Origin of the sequence: Niastella sp. (assembly GCF_045805085.1) — a bacterium.
Taxonomy (GTDB): domain Bacteria; phylum Bacteroidota; class Bacteroidia; order Chitinophagales; family Chitinophagaceae; genus Niastella.
The window spans coordinates 1-26,384 of record NZ_JBJMLX010000125.1; the positions used below are offsets into that span (position 1 = coordinate 1).

General features: G+C 44.4%; 24 protein-coding genes. 11 read left to right on the forward strand and 13 right to left on the reverse strand.

Annotation, left to right across the window (positions count from 1 at the left end; all coding sequences use genetic code 11):
- Window positions 1-1,096 (reverse strand): porin (locus tag ACJ751_RS06155; RefSeq protein WP_407744500.1); only part of this gene is annotated, 1,096 nt, incomplete at its 3' end.
- Window positions 1,097-1,468: 372 nt separating this feature from the next.
- Between ACJ751_RS06155 and ACJ751_RS06160 the strand changes: the two genes are divergently transcribed.
- The 8 genes from ACJ751_RS06160 (at window position 1,469) to ACJ751_RS06195 (ending at window position 8,695) form a co-directional block, all read left to right on the forward strand.
- Complete coding sequence (locus tag ACJ751_RS06160) at window positions 1,469-2,098, forward strand: DUF47 domain-containing protein (RefSeq protein ID WP_407744501.1); 630 nt, start codon at window positions 1,469-1,471, stop codon at window positions 2,096-2,098.
- A 35-nt stretch (window positions 2,099-2,133) separates the two neighbouring features.
- The gene (locus ACJ751_RS06165; RefSeq protein WP_407744502.1) at window positions 2,134-3,204 is read left to right on the forward strand and encodes an anion permease; all 1,071 of its coding nucleotides are present in this window, start codon (window positions 2,134-2,136) and stop codon (window positions 3,202-3,204) included.
- A 229-nt stretch (window positions 3,205-3,433) separates the two neighbouring features.
- The gene (gene rfbA, locus ACJ751_RS06170; RefSeq protein WP_407744503.1) at window positions 3,434-4,300 is read left to right on the forward strand and encodes a glucose-1-phosphate thymidylyltransferase RfbA; all 867 of its coding nucleotides are present in this window, start codon (window positions 3,434-3,436) and stop codon (window positions 4,298-4,300) included.
- 19 nt (window positions 4,301-4,319) lie between these two features.
- The gene (gene galE, locus ACJ751_RS06175) at window positions 4,320-5,375 is read left to right on the forward strand and encodes a UDP-glucose 4-epimerase GalE (protein WP_407744504.1); all 1,056 of its coding nucleotides are present in this window, start codon (window positions 4,320-4,322) and stop codon (window positions 5,373-5,375) included.
- Between the two features lie 99 nt (window positions 5,376-5,474).
- The gene (locus tag ACJ751_RS06180; protein WP_407744505.1) at window positions 5,475-6,434 is read left to right on the forward strand and encodes a transketolase family protein; all 960 of its coding nucleotides are present in this window, start codon (window positions 5,475-5,477) and stop codon (window positions 6,432-6,434) included.
- A gap of 141 nt (window positions 6,435-6,575) precedes the next feature.
- Window positions 6,576-7,127 (forward strand): RNA polymerase sigma factor, encoded by a 552-nt coding sequence (locus ACJ751_RS06185; protein WP_177193670.1) that lies wholly within the window; start codon window positions 6,576-6,578, stop codon window positions 7,125-7,127.
- Between the two features lie 34 nt (window positions 7,128-7,161).
- A complete protein-coding gene (locus tag ACJ751_RS06190) occupies window positions 7,162-8,256 on the forward strand; it encodes a hypothetical protein (protein ID WP_407744506.1) in 1,095 nt (364 codons plus the stop codon).
- Between the two features lie 4 nt (window positions 8,257-8,260).
- On the forward strand, window positions 8,261-8,695 hold the full coding sequence (locus ACJ751_RS06195) for a hypothetical protein (RefSeq protein WP_407744507.1): 435 nt from the start codon (window positions 8,261-8,263) through the stop codon (window positions 8,693-8,695).
- A 67-nt stretch (window positions 8,696-8,762) separates the two neighbouring features.
- Here the strand turns inward: ACJ751_RS06195 and ACJ751_RS06200 are convergent, their stop codons facing one another.
- The 8 genes from ACJ751_RS06200 to purD all read right to left on the reverse strand — a co-directional run bounded on the left by ACJ751_RS06200 (window position 8,763) and on the right by purD (window position 18,431).
- Entirely contained in the window at window positions 8,763-9,500 is a 738-nt protein-coding gene (locus tag ACJ751_RS06200; RefSeq protein WP_407744508.1) for an MBL fold metallo-hydrolase, read from the reverse strand.
- Between the two features lie 57 nt (window positions 9,501-9,557).
- Window positions 9,558-10,895, reverse strand: coding sequence for a rod shape-determining protein RodA (gene rodA, locus ACJ751_RS06205; protein ID WP_407744509.1), 1,338 nt, complete (start codon window positions 10,893-10,895; stop codon window positions 9,558-9,560).
- The gene (gene mrdA / locus ACJ751_RS06210) at window positions 10,892-12,994 is read right to left on the reverse strand and encodes a penicillin-binding protein 2 (protein WP_407744510.1); all 2,103 of its coding nucleotides are present in this window, start codon (window positions 12,992-12,994) and stop codon (window positions 10,892-10,894) included. The genes rodA and mrdA overlap by 4 nt, the downstream gene beginning before the upstream one ends.
- A gap of 101 nt (window positions 12,995-13,095) precedes the next feature.
- Window positions 13,096-13,629, reverse strand: a complete 534-nt coding sequence (locus ACJ751_RS06215; protein WP_407744511.1) for a rod shape-determining protein MreD — start codon at window positions 13,627-13,629, stop codon at window positions 13,096-13,098.
- On the reverse strand, window positions 13,626-14,480 hold the full coding sequence (gene mreC / locus ACJ751_RS06220) for a rod shape-determining protein MreC (RefSeq protein ID WP_407744512.1): 855 nt from the start codon (window positions 14,478-14,480) through the stop codon (window positions 13,626-13,628). Before mreC ends, ACJ751_RS06215 begins: the two co-directional genes overlap by 4 nt.
- 84 nt (window positions 14,481-14,564) lie before the next feature.
- A complete protein-coding gene (locus ACJ751_RS06225; protein ID WP_014223005.1) occupies window positions 14,565-15,590 on the reverse strand; it encodes a rod shape-determining protein in 1,026 nt (341 codons plus the stop codon).
- A 458-nt stretch (window positions 15,591-16,048) separates the two neighbouring features.
- Entirely contained in the window at window positions 16,049-17,125 is a 1,077-nt protein-coding gene (locus ACJ751_RS06230) for a tryptophan 2,3-dioxygenase (RefSeq protein ID WP_407744513.1), read from the reverse strand.
- Window positions 17,126-17,150: 25 nt separating this feature from the next.
- Window positions 17,151-18,431: a phosphoribosylamine--glycine ligase gene (purD, locus tag ACJ751_RS06235; RefSeq protein WP_407744514.1), complete on the reverse strand. Its 1,281-nt coding sequence runs from the start codon at window positions 18,429-18,431 to the stop codon at window positions 17,151-17,153.
- A gap of 284 nt (window positions 18,432-18,715) precedes the next feature.
- On the opposite strand from purD, the gene ACJ751_RS06240 reads away from it, so the two are divergent.
- Window positions 18,716-20,266: a peptide MFS transporter gene (locus ACJ751_RS06240; RefSeq protein WP_407744515.1), complete on the forward strand. Its 1,551-nt coding sequence runs from the start codon at window positions 18,716-18,718 to the stop codon at window positions 20,264-20,266.
- Between the two features lie 165 nt (window positions 20,267-20,431).
- Here ACJ751_RS06240 and apaG read toward each other — a convergent pair whose 3' ends face one another.
- On the reverse strand, window positions 20,432-20,818 hold the full coding sequence (apaG, locus tag ACJ751_RS06245; RefSeq protein ID WP_081170573.1) for a Co2+/Mg2+ efflux protein ApaG: 387 nt from the start codon (window positions 20,816-20,818) through the stop codon (window positions 20,432-20,434).
- Between the two features lie 246 nt (window positions 20,819-21,064).
- Here apaG and ACJ751_RS06250 point away from each other — a divergent pair, with 246 nt between their 5' ends.
- Window positions 21,065-22,516: an NADP-dependent isocitrate dehydrogenase gene (locus tag ACJ751_RS06250; RefSeq protein ID WP_407744516.1), complete on the forward strand. Its 1,452-nt coding sequence runs from the start codon at window positions 21,065-21,067 to the stop codon at window positions 22,514-22,516.
- A 591-nt stretch (window positions 22,517-23,107) separates the two neighbouring features.
- On the opposite strand, the gene ACJ751_RS06255 is transcribed toward ACJ751_RS06250, so the two are convergent.
- The 3 genes from ACJ751_RS06255 to ACJ751_RS06265 form a co-directional block, all read right to left on the reverse strand.
- Window positions 23,108-23,455: a translation initiation factor gene (locus ACJ751_RS06255; protein WP_407744517.1), complete on the reverse strand. Its 348-nt coding sequence runs from the start codon at window positions 23,453-23,455 to the stop codon at window positions 23,108-23,110.
- 61 nt (window positions 23,456-23,516) lie between these two features.
- Window positions 23,517-24,371, reverse strand: a complete 855-nt coding sequence (nadC, locus tag ACJ751_RS06260; protein ID WP_407744518.1) for a carboxylating nicotinate-nucleotide diphosphorylase — start codon at window positions 24,369-24,371, stop codon at window positions 23,517-23,519.
- 142 nt (window positions 24,372-24,513) lie between these two features.
- On the reverse strand, window positions 24,514-24,903 hold the full coding sequence (locus tag ACJ751_RS06265) for a DUF4783 domain-containing protein (RefSeq protein WP_407744519.1): 390 nt from the start codon (window positions 24,901-24,903) through the stop codon (window positions 24,514-24,516).
- A gap of 140 nt (window positions 24,904-25,043) precedes the next feature.
- On the opposite strand from ACJ751_RS06265, the gene gpmI reads away from it, so the two are divergent.
- On the forward strand, window positions 25,044-26,384 hold a 1,341-nt coding region (gene gpmI / locus ACJ751_RS06270), incomplete at its 3' end, for a 2,3-bisphosphoglycerate-independent phosphoglycerate mutase (RefSeq protein WP_407744520.1).

Sequence of the window (26,384 nt, forward strand, 5' to 3'; positions counted from 1 at the left end):
CATACCAATCAAATTTTAGCCCGACCTGATTCTTAGTGTTTACAATATTTTGCAGCAGGTAAACAAAGGCGCCATCAAATTTGCGAACATAGTAAGGTTCCAGTAACAGGGTAGCCGGGGTTTCGGTAGTACTGGCCGATGCGGTTTGGGTACCCCGCCAGTATTCAAGCCGCAATTCGGTAGCACCGTATGGATGCCTCCATTTTAATTGCATATCGGCCCCGTAATACTTACGGGGCGCTTTACGGCCAACATTTCCTTCCGAAGAATCAACCACAAACTGTTTACCGGCTGGGTCTTTTGTTAATTCGTAGGTATACTTTGTATTCTGGTACAATCCGCCATTGAAATAGGAAAGACCGCCTGAGATAAAAAAGTTTTTCGAAAGCGGATAGGGTTTCCAGGAGGCGCGGGCAATAAAATCCTTATAGGAATCATATTCCTGGGTGGCGTTCAACCCCTGGCCATTGAAAAAACCGGCATCTATTTTTAAATAACGCAATGGGTGATCGGGACGGCGGGGTTCAAAGGAAACCATGGCGCCCAGGTCGCGTTCCACCTTCATTAATGTTTGCGACATGCGTCCCCGCTCCAGCGATTCCCGGTCGGCAGAACCCAGGTTCAATTCATACCCAAACGGCCGGGCAAACATCCCAGTGGTCAATTGAAACACCTGCCACTTATTTTCAAAAACGCGCCCCCAGAAATCACGGATGAAAACCCCGCGTTCAGATCCATCGAACTGAAAAACAAAGTATAGTGACAGCTGGTCATTAGCATTGTTATGGGCATAATCGAACCGGAGCCGGCCTCGCCGGATCATAAACCTGCTGTTTGAATTGGGGGCAAAATCGCCGCCGCTAAAACTATGGGCGCCTTTTACCTGTGCCACCTGAAACTGGGGCTGGATGTACCCGGTAATATACACGTGATCGAACTTCTTATATAATTGCAGAATACCTTTCCCCAGGCTGGTAGTGGTGTCTATCATATCCGTCAGGAACTGGGCATGTAAACCATGAGTAAATGAAAGAAAGAACAGAATAACAGTGAATTTGCGGTAAAAATTAGCTACCGGTAAACGTACTGGGCCCATTAAGCAGTTTTTAGCGGGCCCAATATTAAGTAATTATTACCTGAATGTTAAGAATGATTTAAACCTCATACATCTTATCGGGTAAAAAGTTCAACCTCCCTGTTCTTTAACATTCTCTGTTCAGGGCTGGAATAATATTTTATTAAGAAATTGAAGGCTAAAACAGGGGCGACAGCCTTTTTGATTATCAATTAAATGAATAAGTTCGTTTTTACTAATTGCCAATCAATGAGTTAAATATATAGTGGCAGTGGCCCGGAGTTGTATTATCTTTGTGTTAACTAATTATTACCGAGGCCACCTTTTTTTTATCCTATTGTATTAGTTCTATTTTTGCGACAAATTTTTAGGTAAATGGGTTTAAACTCTATAATGAAGATTTTCATGCCGAAGGATAGAATTTTCTATTCCTTGTTTGAACAGGTTGCCCACACTGTGGCTAAAATGGGTAAGGTAATGAAAGAGGTTGTTACAGAACCTGACTTCGACAAAAGGGCTGCGTTGATCTCCCAGATCGAGGACCTGGAGCATGTGAACGATGACTTTACTCATAAGATCTTTACTGAACTCGGAAGAAACTTTATTACCCCCTTCGACCGGGAAGACATTCACTATCTCGCCAGCGCATTGGATGACATTTGCGATTATATTTTTGCTTCAGCTAAAAAAATCAACTTCTATAAAGTAAATCCCAACGATCAGGGCATTCAAAAAATGGCCGATCTTATTGAACAGGGTTGCGAGCAAATAAAAAATGCCGTGCTGCAATTGCGCGATATGCGTGATATGCGCCAGATAACCGATGCCTTGGTTAAAGTAAACAGTATTGAAAATCAGGCGGACGATATTTTCGATTTAAGCATTGACCGGTTGTTTGAAACAGAACCTGACGCCAAAGAGGTGATAAAAAAACGGGAAATTTACCAGGTGATGGAAATTGTAACCGATAAATGTGAAGATGCCGGTAACGTTATCGAATCTATCATTATTAAATACGCGTAACAGACAGGACCTGTTTTTTACCTAACCGCGCCGCAATGCTTACATTATTAGTTATTATTATTATACTCGGGCTTGGCTTCGATTTGATAAATGGTTTCCATGACGCTGCCAACTCCATAGCCACCGTTGTTTCTACCAAAGTACTCACGCCCTTTCAGGCGGTTGTTTGGGCAGCGCTCTTCAACTTCATTGCCTTCTGGATCTTTGATTTGAAAGTGGCCAACACCGTTGCCAAAACCGTACACAGCGACTCCATTAATTTATATGTGATCCTCGCAGGTCTTATTGCCGCCATTTGCTGGAATCTGCTCACCTGGTGGTTTGGTATTCCTTCCAGTTCATCGCATACACTTATCGGAGGGTTTGCCGGCGCTGCCGTGGCGCATGCCAGCAGTTTTGATGTTATTAACCAGAAAGTAATTTTCGATACCATAAAGTTCATTGTACTGGCGCCTTTCATTGGTATGGGCATCGCCTTTGTGATAACGGTCCTCATCGTTAATCTATGTCGAAGGGCCAATCCGTATCAGGCTGATAAATGGTTCCGGCGATTGCAGCTGGTATCCTCCGCCGCATTTAGTTTGGGCCATGGCGGCAGCGATTCACAAAAAGTAATTGGTATCATCACCGCATCCATGGTGGTGTTTGGCGCTTATCTTACTCAACATCATATGCCCGTACCCGACTGGGTGCATATTCAACAAGTGGTAGATGCACATGGTAAAACCAGTTTTGGTCATGTACCACAATGGATACCCATTACCTGTTACATATGTATTGCCTGCGGCACCATGATGGGTGGCTGGCGTATTGTAAAAACAATGGGTACCAAAATTACCAAGGTAACTCCGCTTGAAGGGGTGGCTGCTGAAACAGCAGGCGCCATTACCTTATATGGCGTTTCACAAGGGCTGGGTATACCGGTAAGTACCACGCACACGATTGCAGGTTCAATTATGGGTGTGGGTATGACCAAACGCTTATCAGCAGTACGCTGGGGCATCTCTATCAATCTTTTATGGGCATGGATACTCACGATACCAGTGAGCGGCCTGCTTGCTGCCATTATTTATTATATTCTCAAATTGATCAATCCTGTTGCATAATATTGAAATAAGAAGTAGGAAGTAAGAAGATCCTGAATTTAGATCTTACCTCTTACTTCTTACCTCGTTTTCGTACTACGTCCACACTTCCTGTTTCCACATCTTACTCCCTGCCTCCAATTTTCCACTTCGTTTTTGTATTCCAGCTGTTTCTTATTACTTTGGCATAATTTACGCACCCTTACAACACCGTTGTGATAATGCATTTCAATAAAAATTAATTGCTGACATGAAAGGAATTATTTTAGCCGGGGGTTCAGGCACACGATTGCACCCAATAACCTATGCGATCAGTAAACAGATCATGCCCATTTATGATAAACCCATGATCTATTACCCATTGTCTACATTAATGCTTGCCGGCATCCGGGATATATTGATCATTTCCACACCTCACGATCTTCCCCAGTTTAAAAGACTGTTGGGCGATGGCTCAAAACTGGGTTTAAACTTCTCCTATGCGGAGCAGGCTGTACCCAACGGACTGGCGCAGGCATTTGTAATTGGGGCTGATTTCATTGGTAAAGACAATGTGGCGCTGGTGCTGGGCGATAATATTTTCTACGGTGTGGGTTTGGGTGAACAGCTTTCTAAAAACAACAACCCCGAGGGTGGCATTGTATATGCTTATCATGTCAGCGATCCCGAGCGATATGGTGTGGTTGAATTTGATAAAAACAGCAAGGTTATTTCCCTGGAAGAAAAACCTGCACAGCCAAAAAGCAGTTATGCGGTACCCGGTTTATATTTCTATGATAATGAAGTAGTAGCTATTGCCCGCGACCTGCAACCCAGTCCGCGGGGCGAATATGAGATCACAGATGTAAATAAAGAATATCTTCGCAGGGGGAAATTAAAAGTTTCCATTCTTGACAGAGGTACTGCCTGGTTAGATACCGGTACTTTTGACTCCCTGATGCAGGCTTCTCAGTTTGTACAGGTTATTGAACAAAGACAGGGCATAAAAATCGCTTGTATTGAAGAAATTGCTTACCGCAAAGGTTTTATCACAAAAGAACAGCTGATTTCCGTGGCCCAACCCTTGCTTAAGAGTGGATACGGCCAATATCTTATGAATGTTTTGAAAGAAAGCTAATCTTAAATAAAACGATATAATGAGCAAAATTCTGGTTACAGGCGGATGTGGTTATATTGGATCTCACACCATTGTTGACCTTATTGAAAACGGCTTCGAAGTAATTTCAGTCGACGATAATTCCCGGTCAACGCCGCGTATTTTAGAAGGCATTGAAAAGATCACCGGCAAAAAAGTAAAAAACTATAAGGTAGACCTGTGCGACTTTGACGACACTTATGCCATTTTTCAGGAAAATACCGACATTTCCGGCATAATACATTTCGCCGCTTTTAAAAGCGTAGGCGAATCTGTAGAGCAACCGTTGATGTATTTTGAAAACAACATGTTTTCATTGATCAACCTGCTGAAATGCGTTGCGGAATTTAATATTCCCCATTTTGTATTTTCTTCATCCTGCACAGTATACGGTAATCCCGATAAAATACCGGTGACAGAATTAACGCCACCCAAACCGGCCGAATCGCCGTATGGATATACCAAACAAATGGGCGAGCAGATCATCAATGAGTTTTCAAAAGCGAACCCCACACAATGTATCCTGTTGCGCTATTTTAACCCGGTAGGCGCCCATCCTTCCATCCTGATTGGTGAGCTGCCCATTGGCCGGCCAGCCAACCTGGTGCCAGCTATTACGCAAACAGCTATTGGTAAAATACCTGTAATGCAGGTGCATGGCGACGACTACCCAACACGCGACGGTTCCTGCATTCGTGATTACATTCACGTATGCGATATTGCGCATGCCCATACGCTTTCCATCCAATATTTACAGGCTGAAAAAAGCACCCAGCGATGCGAAGTATTCAACCTGGGAACAGGCAATGGCGTTAGTGTACTGGAAGCCATTGAGGCCTTTGAAAAAGTGAGTAACGTGAAACTTAATTACATAATTGGCCCGCGTCGCCCCGGTGATGTGATTGCCATTTACGCCAATAATGACCTTGCCCGGACCTCACTGGGTTGGGAAACAAAATACTCATTGGAAGATATGATGACCACTGCGTGGAAGTGGGAGCAACGCCTGAAGGCCGACTCCAGCTTTTATCAAAGCAGACCAGTCGATCTGAACTAATGTTAGTTAAAATACATGCTATGGCTCAGTGGCAATGATTAAAATGCCATTGAGCCATTTGCTTTTTTTTACCTTACTTTGCACCACCAAATTTTTAACATGCTGAAAGAAATACAGGTAACCGGACAAAAAGATACCCGCAGTGGTTTTGGCGATGGTATTGTGGAAGCAGCCCGTAAGAATTCGAATGTAGTAGCCCTCACAGCCGATCTGGCTGGTTCTATGAAATTGAACCAGTTCATGAAAGAGTTTCCCGAGCGCTATGTTCAGGTCGGGATCGCTGAAGCCAATATGATGGGTATAGCAGCCGGTTTAACGATTGGAGGAAAAATTCCTTTTACCACCACCTTTGCCAACTTCTCTACTGGCCGTGTATACGATCAAATTCGTCAGTCAATAGTATATTCTGGTAAAAACGTAAAGATCTGTGCTTCGCACGCCGGTTTAACCCTGGGCGAAGACGGTGCTACTCACCAGATCCTGGAAGATATCGGTTTAATGAAAATGCTGCCTGGTATGACGGTGATCGTGCCTTGCGATTACAACCAAACCAAAGCTGCTACTCTTGCCGTTGCAGAATATGTAGGCCCTGTTTACCTGCGTTTTGGCCGCCCCAACTGGCCTATTTTCACAGCAGCCGATCAAAAATTTGAAATTGGTAAAGCCCAGTTCTTCAGCGAAGGAACCGACGTTTCAATTTTCGCCTGTGGTCACATGGTATGGAAAGCTATTGAAGCCGGTCGCATTCTGGAAGAAAAAGGCATCAGCGTTGAAGTGGTGAACATTCACACAATTAAGCCGCTCGATACCGAAGCGATCCTGAGATCTATCCGCAAAACCCGTTGCGCAGTTACGGTGGAAGAACACAATATCATTGGTGGTTTAGGTGATGCCATTGCACAAACTGCCTCTAAAAACTTCCCCATTCCTATTGAGTACATCGGTACCAACGATACGTTTGGCGAAAGCGGTACACCTTTGCAATTGTTAAAAAAATACGGTTTGGATACGCCCAACATCGTTGAAGCAGCACAAAAAGTTATCGCAAGAAAAGGATAATCTTGTAATTATAATATGTCAATGGTGAATGGTCAATGACCGTTCACCATTGTTTTTTTTAATCATAATATATTTGTTGGATCGTTTAAACTAAATTCAATTGACAGGTTCCAATATTTCATCACAGAAAACAGCTAACCTATGTCGGTGACCATGCAAGACAGCGAATTGCTGATGCAATTTCGCGATCCGGCCACTAAAGAAAAGGCCTATACGGCTATAATCCGAAAATACCAGGAACGACTCTACTGGCACATTCGCCGGATGGTAGTTGAACACGAGGACGCGAACGATGTATTACAAAATGTGTTTATAAGGGTATGGAATGGATTGGAAAACTTTAGGGAAGACTCCCAGCTGTACACCTGGTTGTACCGTATCGCTACCAATGAATGCCTCACCTACCTGGAACAGCTGAAAAAAAGGAGCTCCGTGTCGCTCAGCGATGTTGAAAGCGGACTGGAGAACAAGATTAAGGCCGATAAACATTTCGACCCCAATAAGCTGGAGTGGAAATTACAGCTCGCTATTCAGCAATTACCTGAAAAGCAACGGGTTGTATTCTCCTTACGGTATTACGACGAAATGCCTTATGAAGAAATGAGCCATGTGTTGGAAACCTCGGAGGGGGCCCTGAAAGCCTCTTACCACCACGCCGTTAAAAAAATTGAGGATTACATCCTCAATCATTAAACTTTAATTAACAAATCAAGTCTCAGTTGGTGCAATGGAAAACAGGAACAACATACTGAATGAATTGAGGGAGATCAGCCCGGTTGTAGCTGGTATTAGCTACCAGGCTCCTTACACAGTGCCTGCCGGGTATTTTGAAGGGCTGCCCAGCCAGTTATTACAACTGGTTAAGGCAATAGAGGCCACCCCTGTTTTACCGCCCGCCAGTCATCCTTACCAGGTACCGCAAGGTTACTTTGAAGGATTGGCCAATACCATTCTGCAACGGGTAAAGGGTGAAGAAGCGATACTTTCTTCGGCCTTACAACAGGCAAATAACAATCCTTACCAGGTTCCGCAAGGCTACTTTGAAGGATTTGCCAACACCGTTTTACAACGCGTAAAAGAAGAAGAAACCACGCTTTCATCTACATTACTACAAGCAAATAATAATCCATACCAGGTTCCCGCCGATTACTTTAACAATTTGCCAGCCATTATACTTAACCGAGTTAAAACTTCGGCAACCGATAATGTGAAGGAAGAACTGGATATAGCTTCTCCCTTGTTAGGTCAAATTGGTAAAAAGATGCCATTCAGCACACCGGCTGGTTATTTTGAGGAGTTGGGAGAAAATGCTATTGCCGGCGCACAGGCTATTGACTTTGTAAATGATGCGCTCGAAAACGGATCGCCATTAACGAATGGTTTAAAAAGAATGCAGGTATATCACGTACCCGCAGGTTATTTTGAACAATTGCCTGGCCGGGTATTAAAAGCAATAAAGGCACAACAACCCGCCAAAGTTGTATCAATGAGCTTTACCCGCCGGGTATTACGGTATGCTGCAGCTGCAGTGGTGGCAGGGCTTATTGTTACTGCCGGGGTGTTATTTTTAAATAGAGGGCATAAAGCTGTAGAGGGTAATCAGGTTGTAGTTGCTTCAAAAGACCTCGATAGCATCAGTGATGATAATCTTGAAAATTACCTGCAGAACCAGACACCGGCTCCCGCAGAGGCAACATTGGCAGCCAACTCCGAAGAATTAACCGCCAGCGATATGAAAGATATGCTGGCCGATGTATCGGATGAGGACCTGCAACAGTACATTGAAAAGTACAGCACTGTAAAAGACATTCAAACGAATTAAACTCATGAAAAAAATTATACTCATAATAGTGATGGCGCTGGGTATATCGGCGGTGTCCCTTGCACAGGATGATAATGATGCCGGTCAAAAGGGCAACGGAAGCCGTATTGAAGCACTGAAGATCGCGTACCTCACTAAAAAATTAAACCTGAGCACCGATGAAGCTCAAAAGTTCTGGCCTATTTATAATGAATACATGGGTGAGATCAGAAAAACCAGGATCGATGCCCGTCAGAACCAGGAAGGAGAGATCCCTACTGAAGAAAAGCTGCTGAATATTCGTAAGAAGTACAACGGGGAATTCAATAAAGCCCTGTCTTCTGAAAAAGTAAATACATTTTTTAAAGCCGAGAAAGAATTCGGTACCGTACTGCAAAAGGAACTGCTGGAACGCCGGATGCAGAAAATGGAGAACCGGAGACCTTTCCGCGGAAACTAATTAAACTAGGTGTTTTTCATAGGTTAGCAATGGCCGGCTCTTTCCAGGGCAGGCCTTTTTTGTTGCCCTAAAACTCCCACGTCGGGTTCTTTACATCATGATAAAAAAGGAACTTCCATTTTTCCTGTTCGCCTTTTTGCCACCACTGCTGGCGAAGTTCCATGGCTTTTTTACCATCATAATCATATTTGGCCACAAAGCGGCTGCGCATCTGCTGTAGTTGGGGCGCATCATCGCCACCAAAGAAAACAGTTTCACCGCCATCTACAATCCAGTAAACCTGGTGATATTTACTGTGCGCACCAGTTATTTCGTATTTGATGTAACCATCTATCACGCCATTGCCATCGAGCCATTCTACGTTTGGTGCATCTTTTAAACAATCCAGCTCATCGGGTATATAAGAAGGAAAACCCTTCTCATATACATAAGCCATCTCCTGTTTCTGAATATAATAGGTGGCTTGCGGAAAGCTGAGGGTTCTTTCTGAACCGGTACCCATGGCTATGCCACCGGCATGGTCTTTATGCAAATGCGACATCAACACTTTGGTAATTTCACCGGGATTGATGCCATTATCCATTAAGTTCTGATGTAATTGTAGGCGGCCACTCTCTGTGGTAAAACCCAAACCGGTATCCAACAGCAATACATCTTCTGATGTAATAACAACAAAGGGCTGAATTTCTACCAGCAAACTTCCTACCGGCCGCTCCTGCAGATTATCTTTCTCTGTATCGAAGGGAACAAACAGCTTTGTCTTATCTATCGTAAACGTGCCTTCACTCAGGGGTATAACTTTCATGATCTTATATGTTAATCAGGCCCGCCTACGCTAAAGCTCCGGCGGGCAATGCAACCGTTATCTCAACACCATTTGTCTGTCTGCATCCAGGCGCACCAGTATAAACAGCATGGTGCTGAATGAGAGCAGCGAGGTACCGCCATAGCTAACAAATGGCAATGGAATACCTATCACCGGTGCCAGACCAACGGTCATACAAATATTAATGGCAATATGAAAAAAGAATACAGAGGCAACTCCATAGGCATAACACCGGCTGAAAACACTTCGTTGCCGTTCGGCAATATTTACAATTCGCAGCAACAGGAAGATGTAGATGCCCAGCACCGTCAAACTACCCAAAAAGCCAAAACCCTCCCCAATGGTACAAAATATAAAGTCGGTAGATTGCTCCGGTACAAAGTCAAAACGGGTTTGGGTACCCTTTAAAAAGCCACGGCCAAAAAAACCACCGGAACCAATGGCGATCTTACTTTGCCTTACGTTATAGTCGGTATCTTTTTTAACTGTCACCGGTTCATCCCCTTCCACCGTATTCAGCCTGGCGTATGGGTTCTCCCGGCCAATCAGCGAGAATATACGTTCTACCTGGTACCCCTTTAAAACATGGGTAAATATAAATGGTACGGCAAATCGCTGAACGCCTACGCAGGTTGCCCAAACCAGGGCAACCATGATGATCAACTCCCGGCGCTGGCGCGTAAACCGCCAGCCAAAGTAAATAGCCACTATAGCAATGGCAGTGAGTGTGATAGCCAGTATGTTCTTATCTAACAGCAAGGTAGCTACTACCAGTACGGCCAGTGAAAAACCAATTACCAGGTAACCGGCGGGTAACCCTTCGCGGAACATCACCAGGAAGAATGCAAAGAAAACAAGTGCCAAACCAGTCTCGTGTTGAGCAATGGTGAGCAATGCAGGCAGGATCAGAATACCGGCCGCCATGAGGTGTGAGCTGGTTTTATTAAAATCTGTTTCTACCCGCGACAGATACTTGGCCAGCGCCAGACACACGAACAGCTTCATCAACTCGGCTGGCTGCAGGTTAAACCCGCCCAGTTTAATGATAGATTCTGTTCCCTTGATATTGGTATGGAATGGAAATACTAACAGCAAGAGCAGGATGCCGAATGCATACCAGATATTGGCCGTAGCTGTAAAGAATTTACTATCGGTGAGCAGTATAAATAAACCAAGTAGTAGTGAGGCTGCAAAAAAGATCAGCTGCTTGCTGTAAAGTGTTTTAAAGTTCAGAAAGCTGCGCACTACATCATCCCCTTCGTGATAGGTTACTGAAAAGATACTCATCAGCCCGATCGCAACCAGGACTAAATACAGCCAGATAAGGGTTGAATCGACCCCTTTTGATATGGTAGGATTACGCTGGTTGTTCATGGATTTCTTTTATCGGTCGTTGATCGTTTTGCATATAAATTCTCATTGATCATCTCACCCTTTGCCGGCTTCATAACCACTGGCGCAGCAGGCGACTGATTTTGCTTTTTGGCGCTGTTGGTATTCATGCGTTGCCGGGGCAAATACTTTCTAATGTAATTGCTATCCTTTGTCAAATCGAACCATTTACGGGCCCGGATCGAATCTGTTTTATATTGTAACCTTTCAAAATAGTCAGGAATGATGTTGGCTTCTGAAATCCGTTTTACTTCAGCCATCCTTTCTGTTCTGAGGGAATCTGTAAGGTATTTCTCCACCATCAGGGAGCCAATGGGCGCCGCCCAGGTAGCACCAAAGCCTGCATTCTGAACAACAACAGCCACACAGATCCTGGGATCTTCGCGGGGCGCAAAACAAACGAACATGGAGTTATCCTTCAACTGGATCACTCTACCATCCAGTACCGTTTTATTTTCAGCCGTTCCGGTTTTAGCGCACATATTAATACCTGGAATGCGGGCTACCTGCGCTGTACCGTGTTCTACCACATCCTGCATCCCTTCCTGTACAACATCAAATACATCTTCGGGAATGTGGGTCAATACCTCATGTTTCTCCCGGTATTTTTTCATTACCGTATCCTGTTCATTCTCATTCTCGAAATTCTTTACAAAATGCGGAATGTAGAAATATCCTTTATTGGCGACAATGGCCATGGAGTTGGCCATTTGCAAAGGCGTAACGGTTAATTTATCCTGGCCAATACCAATGGTCACCATGGTGCAGGAGTTCCAGGACCGATGATATTCTTTATCATACTGAGTGGTATCAGGCACATTACCGCCGATCTCACTTGGCAGGTCTATACCAATGCGATGTCCTAACCCAAACCGGTGCATATATTCCGTCCATTTTACCAAACCGGTACGTGAACTATGGTATTCAGAATTATCTATGGTTTTTCTAAACACATCGGAAAAAAACGAGTTGCACGACCAGGCTATGGATAGGCGAAGGTTGGCTGAGTGCCCCTGCCAGTGCTCGGTACAACGAACTACTTTATTACAACCATAATAGGCGCCGGTACAGCTTATCCCACTGGCAGGCGAAATTACGCCTTCATCCAACCCTATTAAGGCGCCCAATGGTTTATAGGTTGAACCGGGCGGATAGAAACCCTGGATGGCACGGTTTAACAGCGGAGCCTTTACATCCAGCACCATGCGGCCGTAATTCTTTTGTTTATTGGGACCTGTCAACGTATTGGGGTCATAGTTGGGGCCCGAAGCCATGGCCAGAATGCCACCGGTTTTGGGATCGAGCGCTACTACTGCGCCCAGTTTACCGTTGATCAGTTTTTCGGCCAGCTGTTGCAGTTCGATATCGATATAAGTATGCAGGTTACGGCCACGAACAGCAGGTGTGTCGTAGCGGCCTTTTTCATAGTTACCTACCAACCGGTTCTTGTTGTCTTTCAATAGAAACTCTACCCCACGCTGGCCCATCAGCACTCTTTCATAATACGCTTCAAGGCCGCTGCGACCAACGTAGTCGCCCATATGGTAAAACCCGCCCGAGCGTTTAATGATATTGGAATCAGCCTCCCCAATGTAGCCCATTATATGCGCGGCGGCATTAAAGGGATATACACGTACCGGACGTTCAACCAATGCAAAACCAGGGAATTTCCAGATATTCTCATCGAGCCGGGCCTGTAACTGCGGTTCCAGCAGATCTTCAAAAATAGAAGGACGATAAGGCCCGTTCTTGAAACGTGCCTCAATAATACGTTTGTTGTATTCTGCGGTATCAATACCCAGGATATCACAAAGCCCGAGTGTATCGGTTTTTCTTGCCTCATTGGGTACCACTACCAGGTCGTACATAATGGTGTTGTTCAGAATAGGCCGGTTCTTGCGATCGTAAATGATACCCCTGTCAGGATACTTTACTTTGGCAAATACGGCATTTTCCATGGCCAATACCTTGTATTTGCCCTGGATCACCTGAAGGTTGAACAACTGAACTATAAGAATGAGGAAGAGTCCGAGAAATATCAGGCGTATTATGTTACTTCTTGACTGGTTAAATACAGACATAGGACTTAAAGCACATTACAGTACTAATTACCAAATAAAAATTGAATAATCTATTGCAAGCGAAGTTAAATCTTTTTATGCACCATCCATTTTAGGCGGCGTTACGCTGTGTTGGTCCTGAATTTTTCTTTTCTGAAGAACAACAGCTCGGTTATGAGTACCAACATTAAACTGATACCAGTTGTAGCCAACACTTTTCCCAGGAAAAACAGGAATGAACCAAACTGCAGCCATTCCAGAAAAACAAGATAGATATGATGCACCAAAGTTAAAACCAACACATATATCGCATAAGGGGCCCATCCCATACTAACAGGCGAAGGGGATTTATAGTTCTGTTCAGCGCCTTCCTGTGGGATCAGGATGTTCACAACAAAACCGCGCACATAAGCTAACAATACGCAGGCTGCGGCATGTAAACCCGGGGTTTGGGTAAAATAATCGAGGGTTAAACCAAATACAAAACTTACGAGCATCAGGGTCATGCGGCCCATGCTGAAGGGCAACCACAGTACATACAAAAAATATACATAAGGCACTACAAACTGGTGTAGTGGCCGTATTTGAAACAATACATAATACTGCACCAGTATAAACAATACAAAACGGACCGTATTACGCACCAGATCACTCATTGGTTTATTTTATTAGTTTCTCCTTCCAGTTTGGCCTGCTCATCCTTTAACAGGTTTTCGACAACCATTACATATTGCACATTAAAAAAGTTGGTACCGGGTTTTAACCGTAATGTGTAAAAACCTGTTGATTTGTCGTCAACTATATCCATCACCGTGCCAATCAATATTCCTGGCGGGAAATGGGAGGCGTAAGGGCTGGTTACTACGGAGTCGCCTTTTGCTACCTGGGCGCTTTTGGGAATATCTTTCAGGGTAATATATAAAGGACTATTACCATCCCAAAGCACTTTACCGGTTTCCCCGGTCTTCTTCAGGCTGGCGCTGATTATGGTTTGGCGATGTAACAAACTCATTACCACCGCATAGTTATTGCTGGTATTGATGACAACCCCGGCTACGCCCGTAGGGCTGATAACACCCATATTTTTATGAACGCCTTCGTTCTCACCCCGGTTAATGGTAAAAGTATTATTGGGCAAACTAACCGAATTGTTTACTACGCGGGCGCTGCGGTACAGATATTTACGATAATGTCCCAGGGTATCGTATGGTATAGTATCCTTAATGATCTTCTCGGAAGTATCGGGCCGTTCGAAGTTGGCTAACAGCTTGTTACGCAGTTCTTCGTTTTCTCTGGCCAACTGATCGTTGGTTGATTTAAGGTGGAAATAATAGGTGATATTGGTGTATTTGCCACCTATATTGCCGGTCAGTTCATTGGCTACGCCAGAAAAAACCGCTTCATGGAACTTGTTGTAATGAAAAAGGATGTACAGGGCCGCAATCTGCAGCACCACGAAGAATACAAAATTAAAGTACCTCCTGATGAAGAGAAAAATATTACGCACCTGCGGTTTTTAATTTGAAAAATTACAAATACCGGCCCAATTGCCTGAAAAACAATGCCAAATTTTATTTAATATTAACTAATGTTAACGCATCACAAATGGATAGCGATCATAATTTTTCAGTGCCAGGCCGGTTCCGCGTACTACGCTCTTTAACGGATCGTCAGCCACGTGCACGGGCAATTTAATTTTCTGGCTCAGGCGTTTATCCAAACCACGCAGCAGGGCTCCACCGCCGGTGAGGTATAAACCGCGTCTGTAGATATCGGCAGCCAATTCGGGTGGGGTCATTTCAAGCGCTTTCAGGATCGCTTCTTCAATTTTAAAGATGCTTTTATCGAGCGCTTCGGCAATTTCCTGGTAGCTAACCATGATCTGTTTAGGAATACCGGTTACCAGGTCACGACCGTTTACCGGAATATCATCTGGCGGGTTGTCCAGGTCTTTCATGGCCGCGCCGATGTTTATTTTAATTTGTTCTGCAGTTCTTTCACCAATCAGCAAGCTGTGGTAGCGGCGAAGGGCTTCCATAATATCGGCAGTGAATTCATCACCGGCTATACGGATACTCTGATCGCATACGATACCTGCCAGGGCAATTACAGTAATACCAGTAGTACCACCACCGATATCGATGATCATATTACCAACCGGCTCTTCTACATCAATGCCAATACCCAGTGCAGCAGCCATAGGCTCGTGCAACAGGTATACTTCTTTGGCACCTGCCTGCTCGGCGCTGTCGCGCACCGCTCTTTTTTCCACCTCGGTAATGCTGGAAGGGATGCAGATCATCATCCGCCAGCTGGGTGGGAATAAAGGCTTTTTAGGGTAGATCATTTTGATCATCTCCCTGATCATTAATTCTGCTGCATTAAAGTCGGCAATTACACCGTCTTTAAGCGGGCGAACAGTGCGGATGCTCTCATGGGTCTTTTCATGCATCATCAACGCCCGTTTCCCTACTGCCAGAACCGTTTTGGGGTTGTTACGGTCCAGCGCTACAATACTCGGTTCATTCACCACTACTTCGTCATTATGTATGATTAGGGTATTGGCAGTGCCCAGATCGATGGCAATCTCCTGGGTGAAAAAGTTGAATAAGCCCATTTAGAAGGTCAGATTTTGGATTGAATGTAATGCATGCAAAATTGAAGCAAATAATTCGAATTAACAAAGCACAACCTTTGCTGGATCAAGTATTTTTTTTCTGGTACAAAATTCGCTTATCGTTCTGCTGCTTTCCGCTACAGTTCCGGCGCGGGAGGCTGTGTATTGCTATTCTGGATTATATCTTAACCTGCGTTTTACGTGTTTATCGTGGCACAAAAATCGCAGGTAAAAGTCATTGAACTAACGTTATACTGAAACGTTAATTGTTGCTTATTGTTTAAATTGTTTTATAACCTGCTTTTTGCACGGTTATACGCTTCACATGAATAAAAATTGCCTGTTGTTTGGGGTTGCCTTTCCGTATAATTAACATCCGTGGGTTGCGCGTAGAATTACCTGTGGAGGGGAATTGTTACCGGTCACCTGTTTCAGCAACCGGTAACCGGTAAAAAAGTTTATCCAACAAAGCCAAGTCTGTTCTCCATCTCATGGCTTAAAACCGGCAGCTTTCTTCTTTCAATCAAAAAGCTGGTAAGCCGGCTTATTTCTGCAAAAATGTAATGCTTGTCCAATGCGCCTTTCAAATAGTCGCGGCCGGTACTGCCGCCTGTACCAATACGGGTGCCGATCATTCGCTGCACCATGCTCATGTGCCGGTACCGCCAGGTGCTTAGCTGTTCGTCAATTTCCAACAAACCATTCAGCAGCTGAAAAGGTAATTGCAGTATGGGATAACCGCGGTATAACATGATGAACAGGGCCGCCCGGCAGGCTTTGGGCGATAATTGTCTTTCCGGAGAAGCTGACTCATCCGCAAACATCCCATCAAAAAACTGGATGTTGTTTTGCTCCGCTTCGGCCAAACCACTGGCATAAATGTAACGGTAATCGACCCAGAAAATCTCCGAGCTGGTTGCTCCTCCTCCATTGGAGGGGGTTGGGGGGAGGCCTGCCACTGATTTGTAATTCTTCCAATTTTCTTCTTCTTCAAAGAAAGGCATGCGTTCCAGCCAGGCGTTGAGCAGTTCAATAAACGATCTTTCTTTTTCGGCCTGGCGAATGAGGTCTATTTGTTGCTGGCGTAATTGTGAAATGTAATATTCCTGGCCATGGCGTTGCTGGTATTTGAGGCCCAGCTTGGCTTCAACCAGTTTAAACTGCCAGCTTTGAAAACCAGAGGCCGGCCGAAGCATATCCCGGAAATCGAGAAAATCCATCGGCGTCATGGTTTCCATAATGTCTATCTGATGCACCAGCACCTTCAAAATGGTTACCACCCGGTTTAACCGGTGAACCACGGTTTGCAGTTCGGGCGAATTGTCGTTAACGGCAGGTTTTTGCATAATGACCGCCACCGAATCGATCTCAAATAACAATTGTTTGAACCAAAGCTCATAAGCCTGGTGAATGACAATGAACAGCATTTCATCATGGGCATGCTGCTGCAGTAAGTCACTTTCCAGGGTCTGCGCATTCAGGATCTTGTCTAATTGCAGATAATCACTGTAGTGTACTTGTTTTTGTTGTTGCATGTAGAGCGTATTTTCCAAAAAACGTTTACTCGAATTCGAAGCCGATATCCTGGCGGTAATACATACCCTCGAACGAGATCTGTTGCAGTGTTTCCTTCGATCGGGCAACAGCTGCGCTTACTGTGTTGCCATAAGAAGTTACTGTAAGTACCCGACCGCCACTGGTTACCACATTACCATCTTTCAGGGAAGTACCTGCATGGAAAACCAGGCTGTCGGCCGGAACCGTTTTATTTAACCCGCTTATCACAAATCCTTTATCATAGTTACCAGGGTAACCGCCGCTTACGGCCATTACGGTGCAGGCATAGCGGTTGTCCTGTTCGATCTTTATCGTGTTAAGGGTACTTTTATCGGTAGCCATGAACAGTTCAACCAGGTCGGTTTTCAGGCGGGGCATCACCACTTCGGTTTCGGGGTCGCCCATCCGACAATTGTATTCAATAACATACGGTTCATCGCCCACCTTGATGAGGCCGAAAAACACAAATCCTGTATAATCTATCGCTTCCTGCTCAAGACCGCGAACAGTTGGTTTTACCACTTTGTCTATCACCTTTTTCATAAAGGTTTCATCGGCAAACGGCACGGGGCTTACGGCGCCCATTCCACCGGTATTCAAACCAGTATCTCCTACCCCGATCCTTTTATAATCTTTGGCTTCGGGCAGTAATACATAATCCTTGCCATCGGTCAGTGCGAAAACGCTCAGCTCAATGCCAGTTAAAAATTCTTCTACCACTACTTTTTTGCTGGCGTCACCAAACTTGCTGTGTTGCAACATCAGCTCGTATTCTGCAATCGCTTCTACATGCGACTGGCAGATAAGCACACCTTTACCAGCAGCCAGGCCATCGGCTTTTAACACAATGGGCAGGGCATGTTGCTGTAAATAAGCAATGCCTTCGGCGTAGTTGGATTCATCAAACTCGCGATAAGCCGCTGTGGGAATGCCATGACGGATCATGAATTTCTTTGCAAAGGCCTTGCTGCCTTCGAGTTGCGCCCCGTATTGCGAGGGACCGATAACCACTACCTGTTTCAGCTGATCGTCTTTTCTAAAGAAATCGGTCACACCCTTTACCAGCGGTTCTTCCGGACCCACCACCAGTAAGGTGATGTTGTTGTCCAGAACAAATTGTTTAATGGCGCCAAAATCGGTGATCGATAAATTTACGTTAGTGCCATATTGCGAGGTCCCGGCATTACCGGGCGCAATAAATAACTGATCACATTGTTTACTTTGTGCGAGTTTCCAGGCCAGGGCATGCTCCCGGCCACCAGATCCTAAGAGTAAAATATTCATGATTAATAAGTGAAGTAGTTTTGCCGCGGCGAATTTCGGCATTCGGAGGGGATTAATGAATTTTAATTGGATGGCAACTTAAAGGTGCTCTAACACATTGGTTTGCGGGCTAAAAAAACAACATACTTACCCAAATACCCATTCAATTGGGTGTAAAGGATTAAAATGCTAATAATTGGCTAAACAATATGGGCCGCGGCTATTAGCTGTATTTAATTAATCACTATTTTGGGCCGTTAAATACTGCTCTGACGAATTGCTTGATTTTTTAAAACAAAAACTACATGTCTCAAACCGCCACGATTAACCCCGAGGTAACCCAACCGGTTGCCCAGGCCTCAAAAGGACACCCGAAAGGGTTGTATGTTTTATTCGCCACTGAAATGTGGGAACGATATAACTACTATGGCATGCGTGCCATATTGGTATTGTTCATGACCAAAGCTTTGTTGTTCGATAAAGTGTTTGCCAGTAACCTGTATGGCAGTTATACCAGCCTGGTTTACTTAACACCCCTTGTTGGCGGTTATATCTCAGACCGCTTCTGGGGCAATAAACGCTCCATTATTGCCGGCGGTTTGGTAATGGCTATCGGTGAATTTGTTCTGTTTTTTTGTGCTTCTCTATATAAATCTGCTCCGGATATTTCTTCTATTCTGTTCTTTACCGGTCTGGGTTTAATGATAGCCGGAAACGGTTTTTTCAAACCCAATATCTCTTCCATGGTGGGCCAGTTGTATCCTAAAGGCGACCGTAGAATAGATGCTGCCTATACCATATTTTATATGGGCATCAATGTGGGTGGCGCCATCGGCCCCTTTATCTGCGGTTTGGTTGGCGATACCGGCAACCCGGCCGATTTTAAATGGTCGTTCCTGGTGGCAGGTATTGGCATGTTGTTAAGCGTAATTGTTCAAAAGATATTTCAATCAAAATATGTAAAATCGCCCGAAGGAAAACCATTGGGTGATGTACCCGCTAACTCGCCCAAACAATTCAGCAACCCTGTATATATTGTGGGCGGTTTGTTACTCTTCTCTGCTATGTTGATAGGCTTGTTGTATATAGATGCCAGAGTGTTCAGCTATCTTACCTACCTGTTAATAGCCAGTGTGATCTTTATTGCATTCGTTATTTTCTCTGACAAATCATTGAACAAAATAGAACGCCAGCGTATTGGCGTTATTTTTATAGTTGCCTTCTTTGTGATCTTCTTCTGGTCGGCTTTTGAGCAGGCCGGCGCTTCACTTACATTTTTTGCCGAAGAACAAACCCAGCGCGATCTGGGCTTCTTTACCGTTCCGGCAAGCTGGTTCCAATCGCTGAACTCATTATTTGTAGTTGCATTTGCTCCTCTTTTTGCCTGGTTATGGTTGAAGATGGGCAAACGTGAACCAACTTCTCCTTTCAAAATGGCCATTGGTCTTATGCTGCTGGCCCTGGGTTATTTATGGATAGCATCCGGGGTGCATAACAGAAGTGCTACTGAAAAGGCGAGTATGATCTGGCTTACCGGTATGTATGCCCTGCATACCTGGGGTGAATTATCATTATCACCAATCGGTTTGTCGCTGGTAAATAAACTGGCCCCTTTCAAATTCGCTTCTTTATTAATGGCTGTATGGTTTTTGGCCAATGCGGCTGCCAATAAATTAGCCGGTGTACTGAGTGCCTTGTATCCTGAAGCGGGTAAAACCACCAGCTTCCTGGGATATCATATGAGCAATCTGTACGACTTCTTTATGTTGTTTGTGGGTATGGCGGGTTTAGCCTCGCTGATCCTGTTCCTGCTTACAAAGCAACTAAGGAAAATGATGCATGTTAATGCGGAATAAAGTTGACCAGTTAACCAGTTGACTAGTTAACCAGTTAAATACATAAGAAAAGGCTCTCCGGTGATCGGGGAGCCTTTTCTGCTATAAGTTATTTGCAATTACTCGTGAATCCTGACATTGAACGAACCTCGTCAACTGGTCAACCCGTCAACTGCGCTTCGTTCCTCAATTCATTTTGAACGGCACAATCATCTCAAACACCGGAATATTTACATCGAACGATGTCTTATTCAGCAAATTCTCCATGAGATAGGTGCCATGCATTTTACCCATTTCACTACGCAGGTTGCAACCACTCACATATTGATACCGCTCTCCGGGTTGTAATGTGGGTTGAACCCCTACTACCCCTTCGCCTTCAACTTCACGATTGGTGCCATTGCTGTCAATAATATACCAGTGGCGGCGATGCAGTTTAACAGGAAAGTTGTTGTGATTTTCTATGGTGATCCGGTAGGCAAACATATATTCACCCGATACAGGGTTGGAGTAATCGGGTTGGTAGAACGTTTCGACACTTATTTCTATGCCTTCGGAAATCTTTGAGACCATTACGCTAACAAGTTTGTAATTTAAAGATAATCAAATTTAAAAGCCTGCCATAGCAATTATTCACGTTTTAATATGAATTGTGTCGGGAATAGCTAATTTTGCCCCGGATTTATTCACATCGACCGGTTTTTACATTCACAACATGAAACTTTCGCGATAACCTATTCATTATTAGATATATAAAACCCTTCAGGTGTCGTGACCGGTTGCATGTGGCTTTAATTAAACAAAACAAAAATTATATACATGAAAATTGCAGTGGCCAACGGCGACGGCATAGGTCCCGAGATCATGAGTGCCGTTTTAAAGATTTTTGACGCCAATAAAGTTCCCCTGGAATATGAAATAGTAGACATGGGAAAATGGGTGTTCGACAAGGGTTTTTCAAACGGTATGACACCCGAAGCCCAACAAACCATCGAACGCCTGGGCGTATTATTCAAAGGTCCCATGGAAACCCCCAAAGGCAAAGGCGTTAAAAGTGTGAACGTTACTGCCCGCAAAACCTGGAACACGTATGCCAACAAACGCGTTTTTCAAACCCTGCACGGCGTTGATACTGTTTTCTCCAAAGCCGGCATTCCCATTGACGTAACTATAGTTCGCGAAAATATTGAAGATACTTATGGCGGCATCGAGCACATGCTTACGCACGACGTAGCATTAAGCCGCCGCTTTATTACCCGCCCTGGTAGCTTACAGCTTATCCGCTATGCCTTTGAAATGGCCCGCCAGAAAAAGGCCCGCCGTATTACCTGCAGCCACAAGGCCAATATCATGAAGATCACCGACGGCTTGTTCCTTGACTGCTTCTATGAGGTAGCCAAAGAATATCCTGAACTGAAAGCAGATGATGTGATCGTTGATGACCTGTGTATGAAACTGGTTACCCGCCCCGATATGTTTGATGTGGTGGTGCTTACCAACCTGCAGGGTGATATCGTATCTGACCTGTGCGCCGGTTTAGTGGGTGGTTTGGGCTTTGCTCCCAGCGCCAACATTGGCGACCATATTTGTATTTTCGAAGCCGTGCATGGTACAGCGCCTGATATTGCCGGTAAGAACATCGCCAACCCAACAGCGTTATTATTAAGCGGGTTCGCTATGCTTCGTCACCTTGGCCTTACTGAAAATGCAGCTGTTATTGAAAATGCATTGCTGTATACACTCGAACAAGGTGTACACACAGGTGACTTTGGTGATAAAAGTAAAACCAGCCTTAATACTACTGAGTTTGCCGATGCCATCATCAGCAATTTTGGCAAAACGCCTCAATTAAATGCCAAACCAATAATTCCTAATAAACCAGGTACACCTGCTCCTTTGAAGCTGGAAAAGAACACCATGCTGGTTTCAAAAGAAGTGGAGAATGAAAAGATCAATGGGGTTGATATGTTCATCGAAAGCAATGAGCAACCTGATATGATCGCTAAAAAATGTCAGCGTCATGCAGGCGTGAAATTCAACCTGATTAACATCAGTAACCGTGGTACCCAGGTATGGCCTACCGGCTCGGTTTATACGAACCTGGTGAACCAGTATAACGTTCGCTTTGAAAGCATCGATAATTATCCGCTGAACCAACAGGATATAATTGGTCTGTACGTAAGTTTAAGTGGTGATTTCAAGATCTGTTCGCTGGAAGTGTTGAACATGTGGGGAGATAAGAAATCCTACAGCTCCGCTGCAGGTCAATAGACAAAATACAATCCTTCCACTCCGCTCAGGAGCAATAAGCAAAAAAAACTCTCCGGTAATACCGGAGAGTTTTTTATTTAAATATAGATGTTAAAAATTCGGCGACCTTTTTAAAACCAGGCATCAGCTCTATAATATATGGCCATAATAGTACACCAATAATGGCAATAACCACAATAGCGATCAGGATCGCCTTCAGTCCAAAAAATATCAAACTTCGGTCTTTATATATTGAACCCATTATCAGGGAGGACACGCCAAGCAGCAGTGTAATGAAAGCTATAAACGTTAAAAATGCGTATAGAAAAGTCCAACCAAGCATAGTTACAATTAAATGCCATTTCCCTACTCAGCTTTCAGCAAACTCCCGGGTGAAAGACATAAAAAAATGCCAAAAGGAAAACAATCATTGATACAATAGCACCTACCAGGCATTTGAGCCCAAACACTACTTGTTTGCGATCGTTATTCAAACCTCCCATTACCAAAGAATATACGGCAAACAACCCCAGGCTCAGCAATATCATGAAGCATATCAAAGCCAATATTTCCCAGAGTATATCCATAGTTCTAAGTTATTCTAAACTTTCCCTACCCCGCCTTCTTACTGTTCTTATAGCCATTTTTCAGCAACCACTGCAACACTTTATCGCGTTGATCGCCCTGGATAAGGATCTCGCCGTCTTTGGCAGAACCGCCGGTTCCGCAATAGTTCTTCAGCTTCTTGCCCAGGTCTTCCAGGTCTTCTTCGGTTCCAACAAAATCAACGACCAATGTTACCGCTTTACCGGCACGCAGCCTGGTATTTAACCAGATGCGCAATTTCTGTTGCTCGGGTGGCAAAGTTTGCGAACCGCCTTTTTGCTCTTCTTCAAACCTAAAATTGGGATCGGTGCTATATACGAAACCCTTGTTATCAGGTTTATTCTTTTTACTCATTGTTTTAATGCTTGGTTATGGATCTCTGAGTTTGTTAATGGTCAATGGAACAGACCAGTAATTAAACAATAACAGCTTTCAAACTCAAATCAAGACTCACGGCCTGGTGTATAAGAGCGCCTACGCTTACATAATCTACGCCGGTTTGTGCATATTCCGTGATGTTCTCCAATGTTATTCCACCACTGGCTTCGGTCTCATACTGGCCGTTTATTATTTTCAATGCCTGACTTAACTGTTCGGGCGTAAAGTTATCCAACATAATACGGTCAACTTTGCCAAAGGCCACTACCTTTTTAACATCATCGAGGCTGCGGGTTTCCACTTCAATCTTTAACCCGGGTTTTACCTGTTGTACGTATTGCCAGGCCCGGTCGATAGCTTTTTCCAGGCCACCGCTATAATCAATATGATTATCTTTTAACATGATCATATCATACAACCCCATCCGGTGATTGTGGCCACCGCCTATACGCACAGCCTCCTTTTCGAGCACTCGAAAACCAGGCGTGGTTTTGCGGGTATCCAGCAATTTGGTGGCGTATCCTTTTAACTGGTTAGTATATTGTCGGGTGAGGGTGGCAATGCCGCTCATGCGCTGCATGCAATTCAACACCAGCCGTTCGCATTGCAGAATGGTATGTACCGTGGCAATTACTTCAAATGCATTTTCACCGGGCAACATGGTATCGCCATCTTTTTTAAAAGCAATAAACCGGGCGCCAGGTTCCTTATACCTGAAAATAGCCTCAGCCACCTGCATACCGGCCATGGTACCCGCCTGTTTTATCTTTAACACGGCTTTCCCTTTTGCATCGGCAGGTATAGCCGATAAGGTAGAGTGATCTCCATCCCCAATGTCTTCGTTCAGGGCTGCTTCAATTAATTGATGTAGCTGTTCATTGAATGTGAGCATAAATCAAAGGTAATCAATTGGCAATTTGCAACAGGCAATAAGCAACAGTTCACGAACAGCGGAGTGTTCGGTGCAGACAAGCTAATGACAAAAAGGAAATAAATTTGGCAATTGTCCATTGGTCCTGAGCCGAGTCGAAGGATTATTCCGTTACTTCAAACCCAAGCTCCTGAACAAACTGCTGGTCGCCCTTTTGCTTCATAAAGAATTTAGTGCGGAAGTTTCCATTTTTGGTTTGCAGTAATCCGATGCAGAACTGGGAACCATTTTGCTCCCCTTTATGTTTTACTACGAAGTTCTTTACAGTATTGTTGGCAAAAAAGTCTTTTAAGATCATTTCAGCCTGGCTTTTGCTGTAATTATCACTCTTACCTGGTAATGATAAATCAATCCGGCTATCAAAATATTTTGAAAGCTGACTGGCATTACCGGTTTTCATGGCCGCGACTACGTCGTCGATAGAATAAAGGGGGGCAAATGACACCAGGACCAGCGAAATGGTTACCATCGCAAATCCCAGATACTTTTTCATAAATGAACAAATTTTACGTTTCACCGCTAAATTCGCTAAAAATATGCCAAAGTAAGAATGCCGCCAAAAATTACTACTACCAGCGCATTGCCTTACCTTTGCATTTCTCAATAACAAGCCAAACATAATCACCTAGTTATATGCAAAATAATAAAGCTATATTAGTCATCATGGACGGTTGGGGCCTTGGAAAGGTTAAATCTTCAGATGCTATTCAAAATGCAAAAACTCCTTTCGTAAGCTCGTTGTATGCAAAATATCCTAATACCACATTAACCACCTGTGGCGAATTAGTAGGGTTACCCGATGGACAAATGGGAAACAGCGAAGTGGGGCACCTGAACCTGGGCGCCGGCCGCATTGTATACCAGGAATTACAACGCATCAATGTTGCCGTTCGCGATGGCTCCTTTTTTAAAAATGAACATTTATTAAAAGCTATCCGCTTTAGCAAAGACAATAAAAAACCTTTACACCTTATAGGACTGGTGAGCGATGGCGGGGTGCACTCTCACACCAATCATTTAAAAGCCATTATAACCCTGTGCAAACAGGAAGGCGTTTCAGATGTATTTGTTCACGCGTTTACCGATGGCCGCGATACCGACCCAAAAAGCGGATTGGGTTTTGTTACCGACTTACAGCATCACCTGAACGACAATGTTGGTAAAATAGCTTCTGTAAGCGGTCGTTATTATGCGATGGACCGGGATAAACGCTGGGAGCGGGTAAAACTCGCCTACGACGCCCTGGTAAATGGCATTGGCGAAAAATCAACCGATGCCCTGGCTGCTATTGAACACTCCTATGCCGCCAACATTACCGATGAATTTATTAAGCCAACTGTTATCCTCGGTTCTGACCAAAAACCTTTGGCTACAATAAAAGATGGCGATGCGGTTATCTGTTTTAACTTCCGCACCGACCGTTGCCGGGAGATCACTGAGGTGCTTTCTCAAACGGATAAGCCTGATTTTGGCATGAAGAAACTGTCGCTGAACTATACCACCATGACGGAGTATGATAAAACTTTCAAAAATGTGAACGTGGTATTCGAAAACGATAACCTGAATAATACGCTGGGTGAAATTCTGGCCAACAATGGCAAGAAACAGATCCGTATAGCCGAAACTGAAAAATACCCGCACGTATCTTTCTTTTTCAGTGGTGGCCGCGAACAGCCTTTTGAGGGTGAACGCCGCCTCATGATCCCTTCACCCAAAGTGGCTACCTACGATCTGCAACCCGAAATGAGCGCGAACGAAGTAACCGACGCCATTGTTCCGGAAATTGAAAAAGAATCAGCTGATTTTATCTGTCTGAATTTTGCCAATGCCGACATGGTGGGTCACACCGGCGTTTTCTCAGCCGCCATTAAAGCTGTTGAAACCGTTGACCATTGTGTTGAACGCGTGGTTACTGCTGCGTTGGCGCATGGCTATACCGTTTTCTTAACTGCCGATCATGGTAATGCCGATTAC

Coding starts and splice junctions, on each gene's coding strand:
- galE (WP_407744504.1), top strand. CDS start 4,320: ATGAGCAAAATTCTGGTTACAGGCGGATGTGGTTATATTGGATCTCAC.
- purD (WP_407744514.1), bottom strand. CDS start 18,431: ATGAATATTTTACTCTTAGGATCTGGTGGCCGGGAGCATGCCCTGGCC.
- ACJ751_RS06165 (WP_407744502.1), top strand. CDS start 2,134: ATGCTTACATTATTAGTTATTATTATTATACTCGGGCTTGGCTTCGAT.
- ACJ751_RS06230 (WP_407744513.1), bottom strand. CDS start 17,125: ATGCAACAACAAAAACAAGTACACTACAGTGATTATCTGCAATTAGAC.
- ACJ751_RS06190 (WP_407744506.1), top strand. CDS start 7,162: ATGGAAAACAGGAACAACATACTGAATGAATTGAGGGAGATCAGCCCG.
- nadC (WP_407744518.1), bottom strand. CDS start 24,371: ATGCTCACATTCAATGAACAGCTACATCAATTAATTGAAGCAGCCCTG.
- ACJ751_RS06240 (WP_407744515.1), top strand. CDS start 18,716: ATGTCTCAAACCGCCACGATTAACCCCGAGGTAACCCAACCGGTTGCC.
- ACJ751_RS06195 (WP_407744507.1), top strand. CDS start 8,261: ATGAAAAAAATTATACTCATAATAGTGATGGCGCTGGGTATATCGGCG.
- ACJ751_RS06160 (WP_407744501.1), top strand. CDS start 1,469: ATGAAGATTTTCATGCCGAAGGATAGAATTTTCTATTCCTTGTTTGAA.
- rfbA (WP_407744503.1), top strand. CDS start 3,434: ATGAAAGGAATTATTTTAGCCGGGGGTTCAGGCACACGATTGCACCCA.
- ACJ751_RS06185 (WP_177193670.1), top strand. CDS start 6,576: ATGTCGGTGACCATGCAAGACAGCGAATTGCTGATGCAATTTCGCGAT.
- ACJ751_RS06250 (WP_407744516.1), top strand. CDS start 21,065: ATGAAAATTGCAGTGGCCAACGGCGACGGCATAGGTCCCGAGATCATG.
- rodA (WP_407744509.1), bottom strand. CDS start 10,895: ATGAACAACCAGCGTAATCCTACCATATCAAAAGGGGTCGATTCAACC.
- mrdA (WP_407744510.1), bottom strand. CDS start 12,994: ATGTCTGTATTTAACCAGTCAAGAAGTAACATAATACGCCTGATATTT.
- ACJ751_RS06225 (WP_014223005.1), bottom strand. CDS start 15,590: ATGGGCTTATTCAACTTTTTCACCCAGGAGATTGCCATCGATCTGGGC.
- ACJ751_RS06265 (WP_407744519.1), bottom strand. CDS start 24,903: ATGAAAAAGTATCTGGGATTTGCGATGGTAACCATTTCGCTGGTCCTG.
- ACJ751_RS06200 (WP_407744508.1), bottom strand. CDS start 9,500: ATGAAAGTTATACCCCTGAGTGAAGGCACGTTTACGATAGATAAGACA.
- apaG (WP_081170573.1), bottom strand. CDS start 20,818: ATGGTCTCAAAGATTTCCGAAGGCATAGAAATAAGTGTCGAAACGTTC.
- ACJ751_RS06255 (WP_407744517.1), bottom strand. CDS start 23,455: ATGAGTAAAAAGAATAAACCTGATAACAAGGGTTTCGTATATAGCACC.
- ACJ751_RS06215 (WP_407744511.1), bottom strand. CDS start 13,629: ATGAGTGATCTGGTGCGTAATACGGTCCGTTTTGTATTGTTTATACTG.
- ACJ751_RS06180 (WP_407744505.1), top strand. CDS start 5,475: ATGCTGAAAGAAATACAGGTAACCGGACAAAAAGATACCCGCAGTGGT.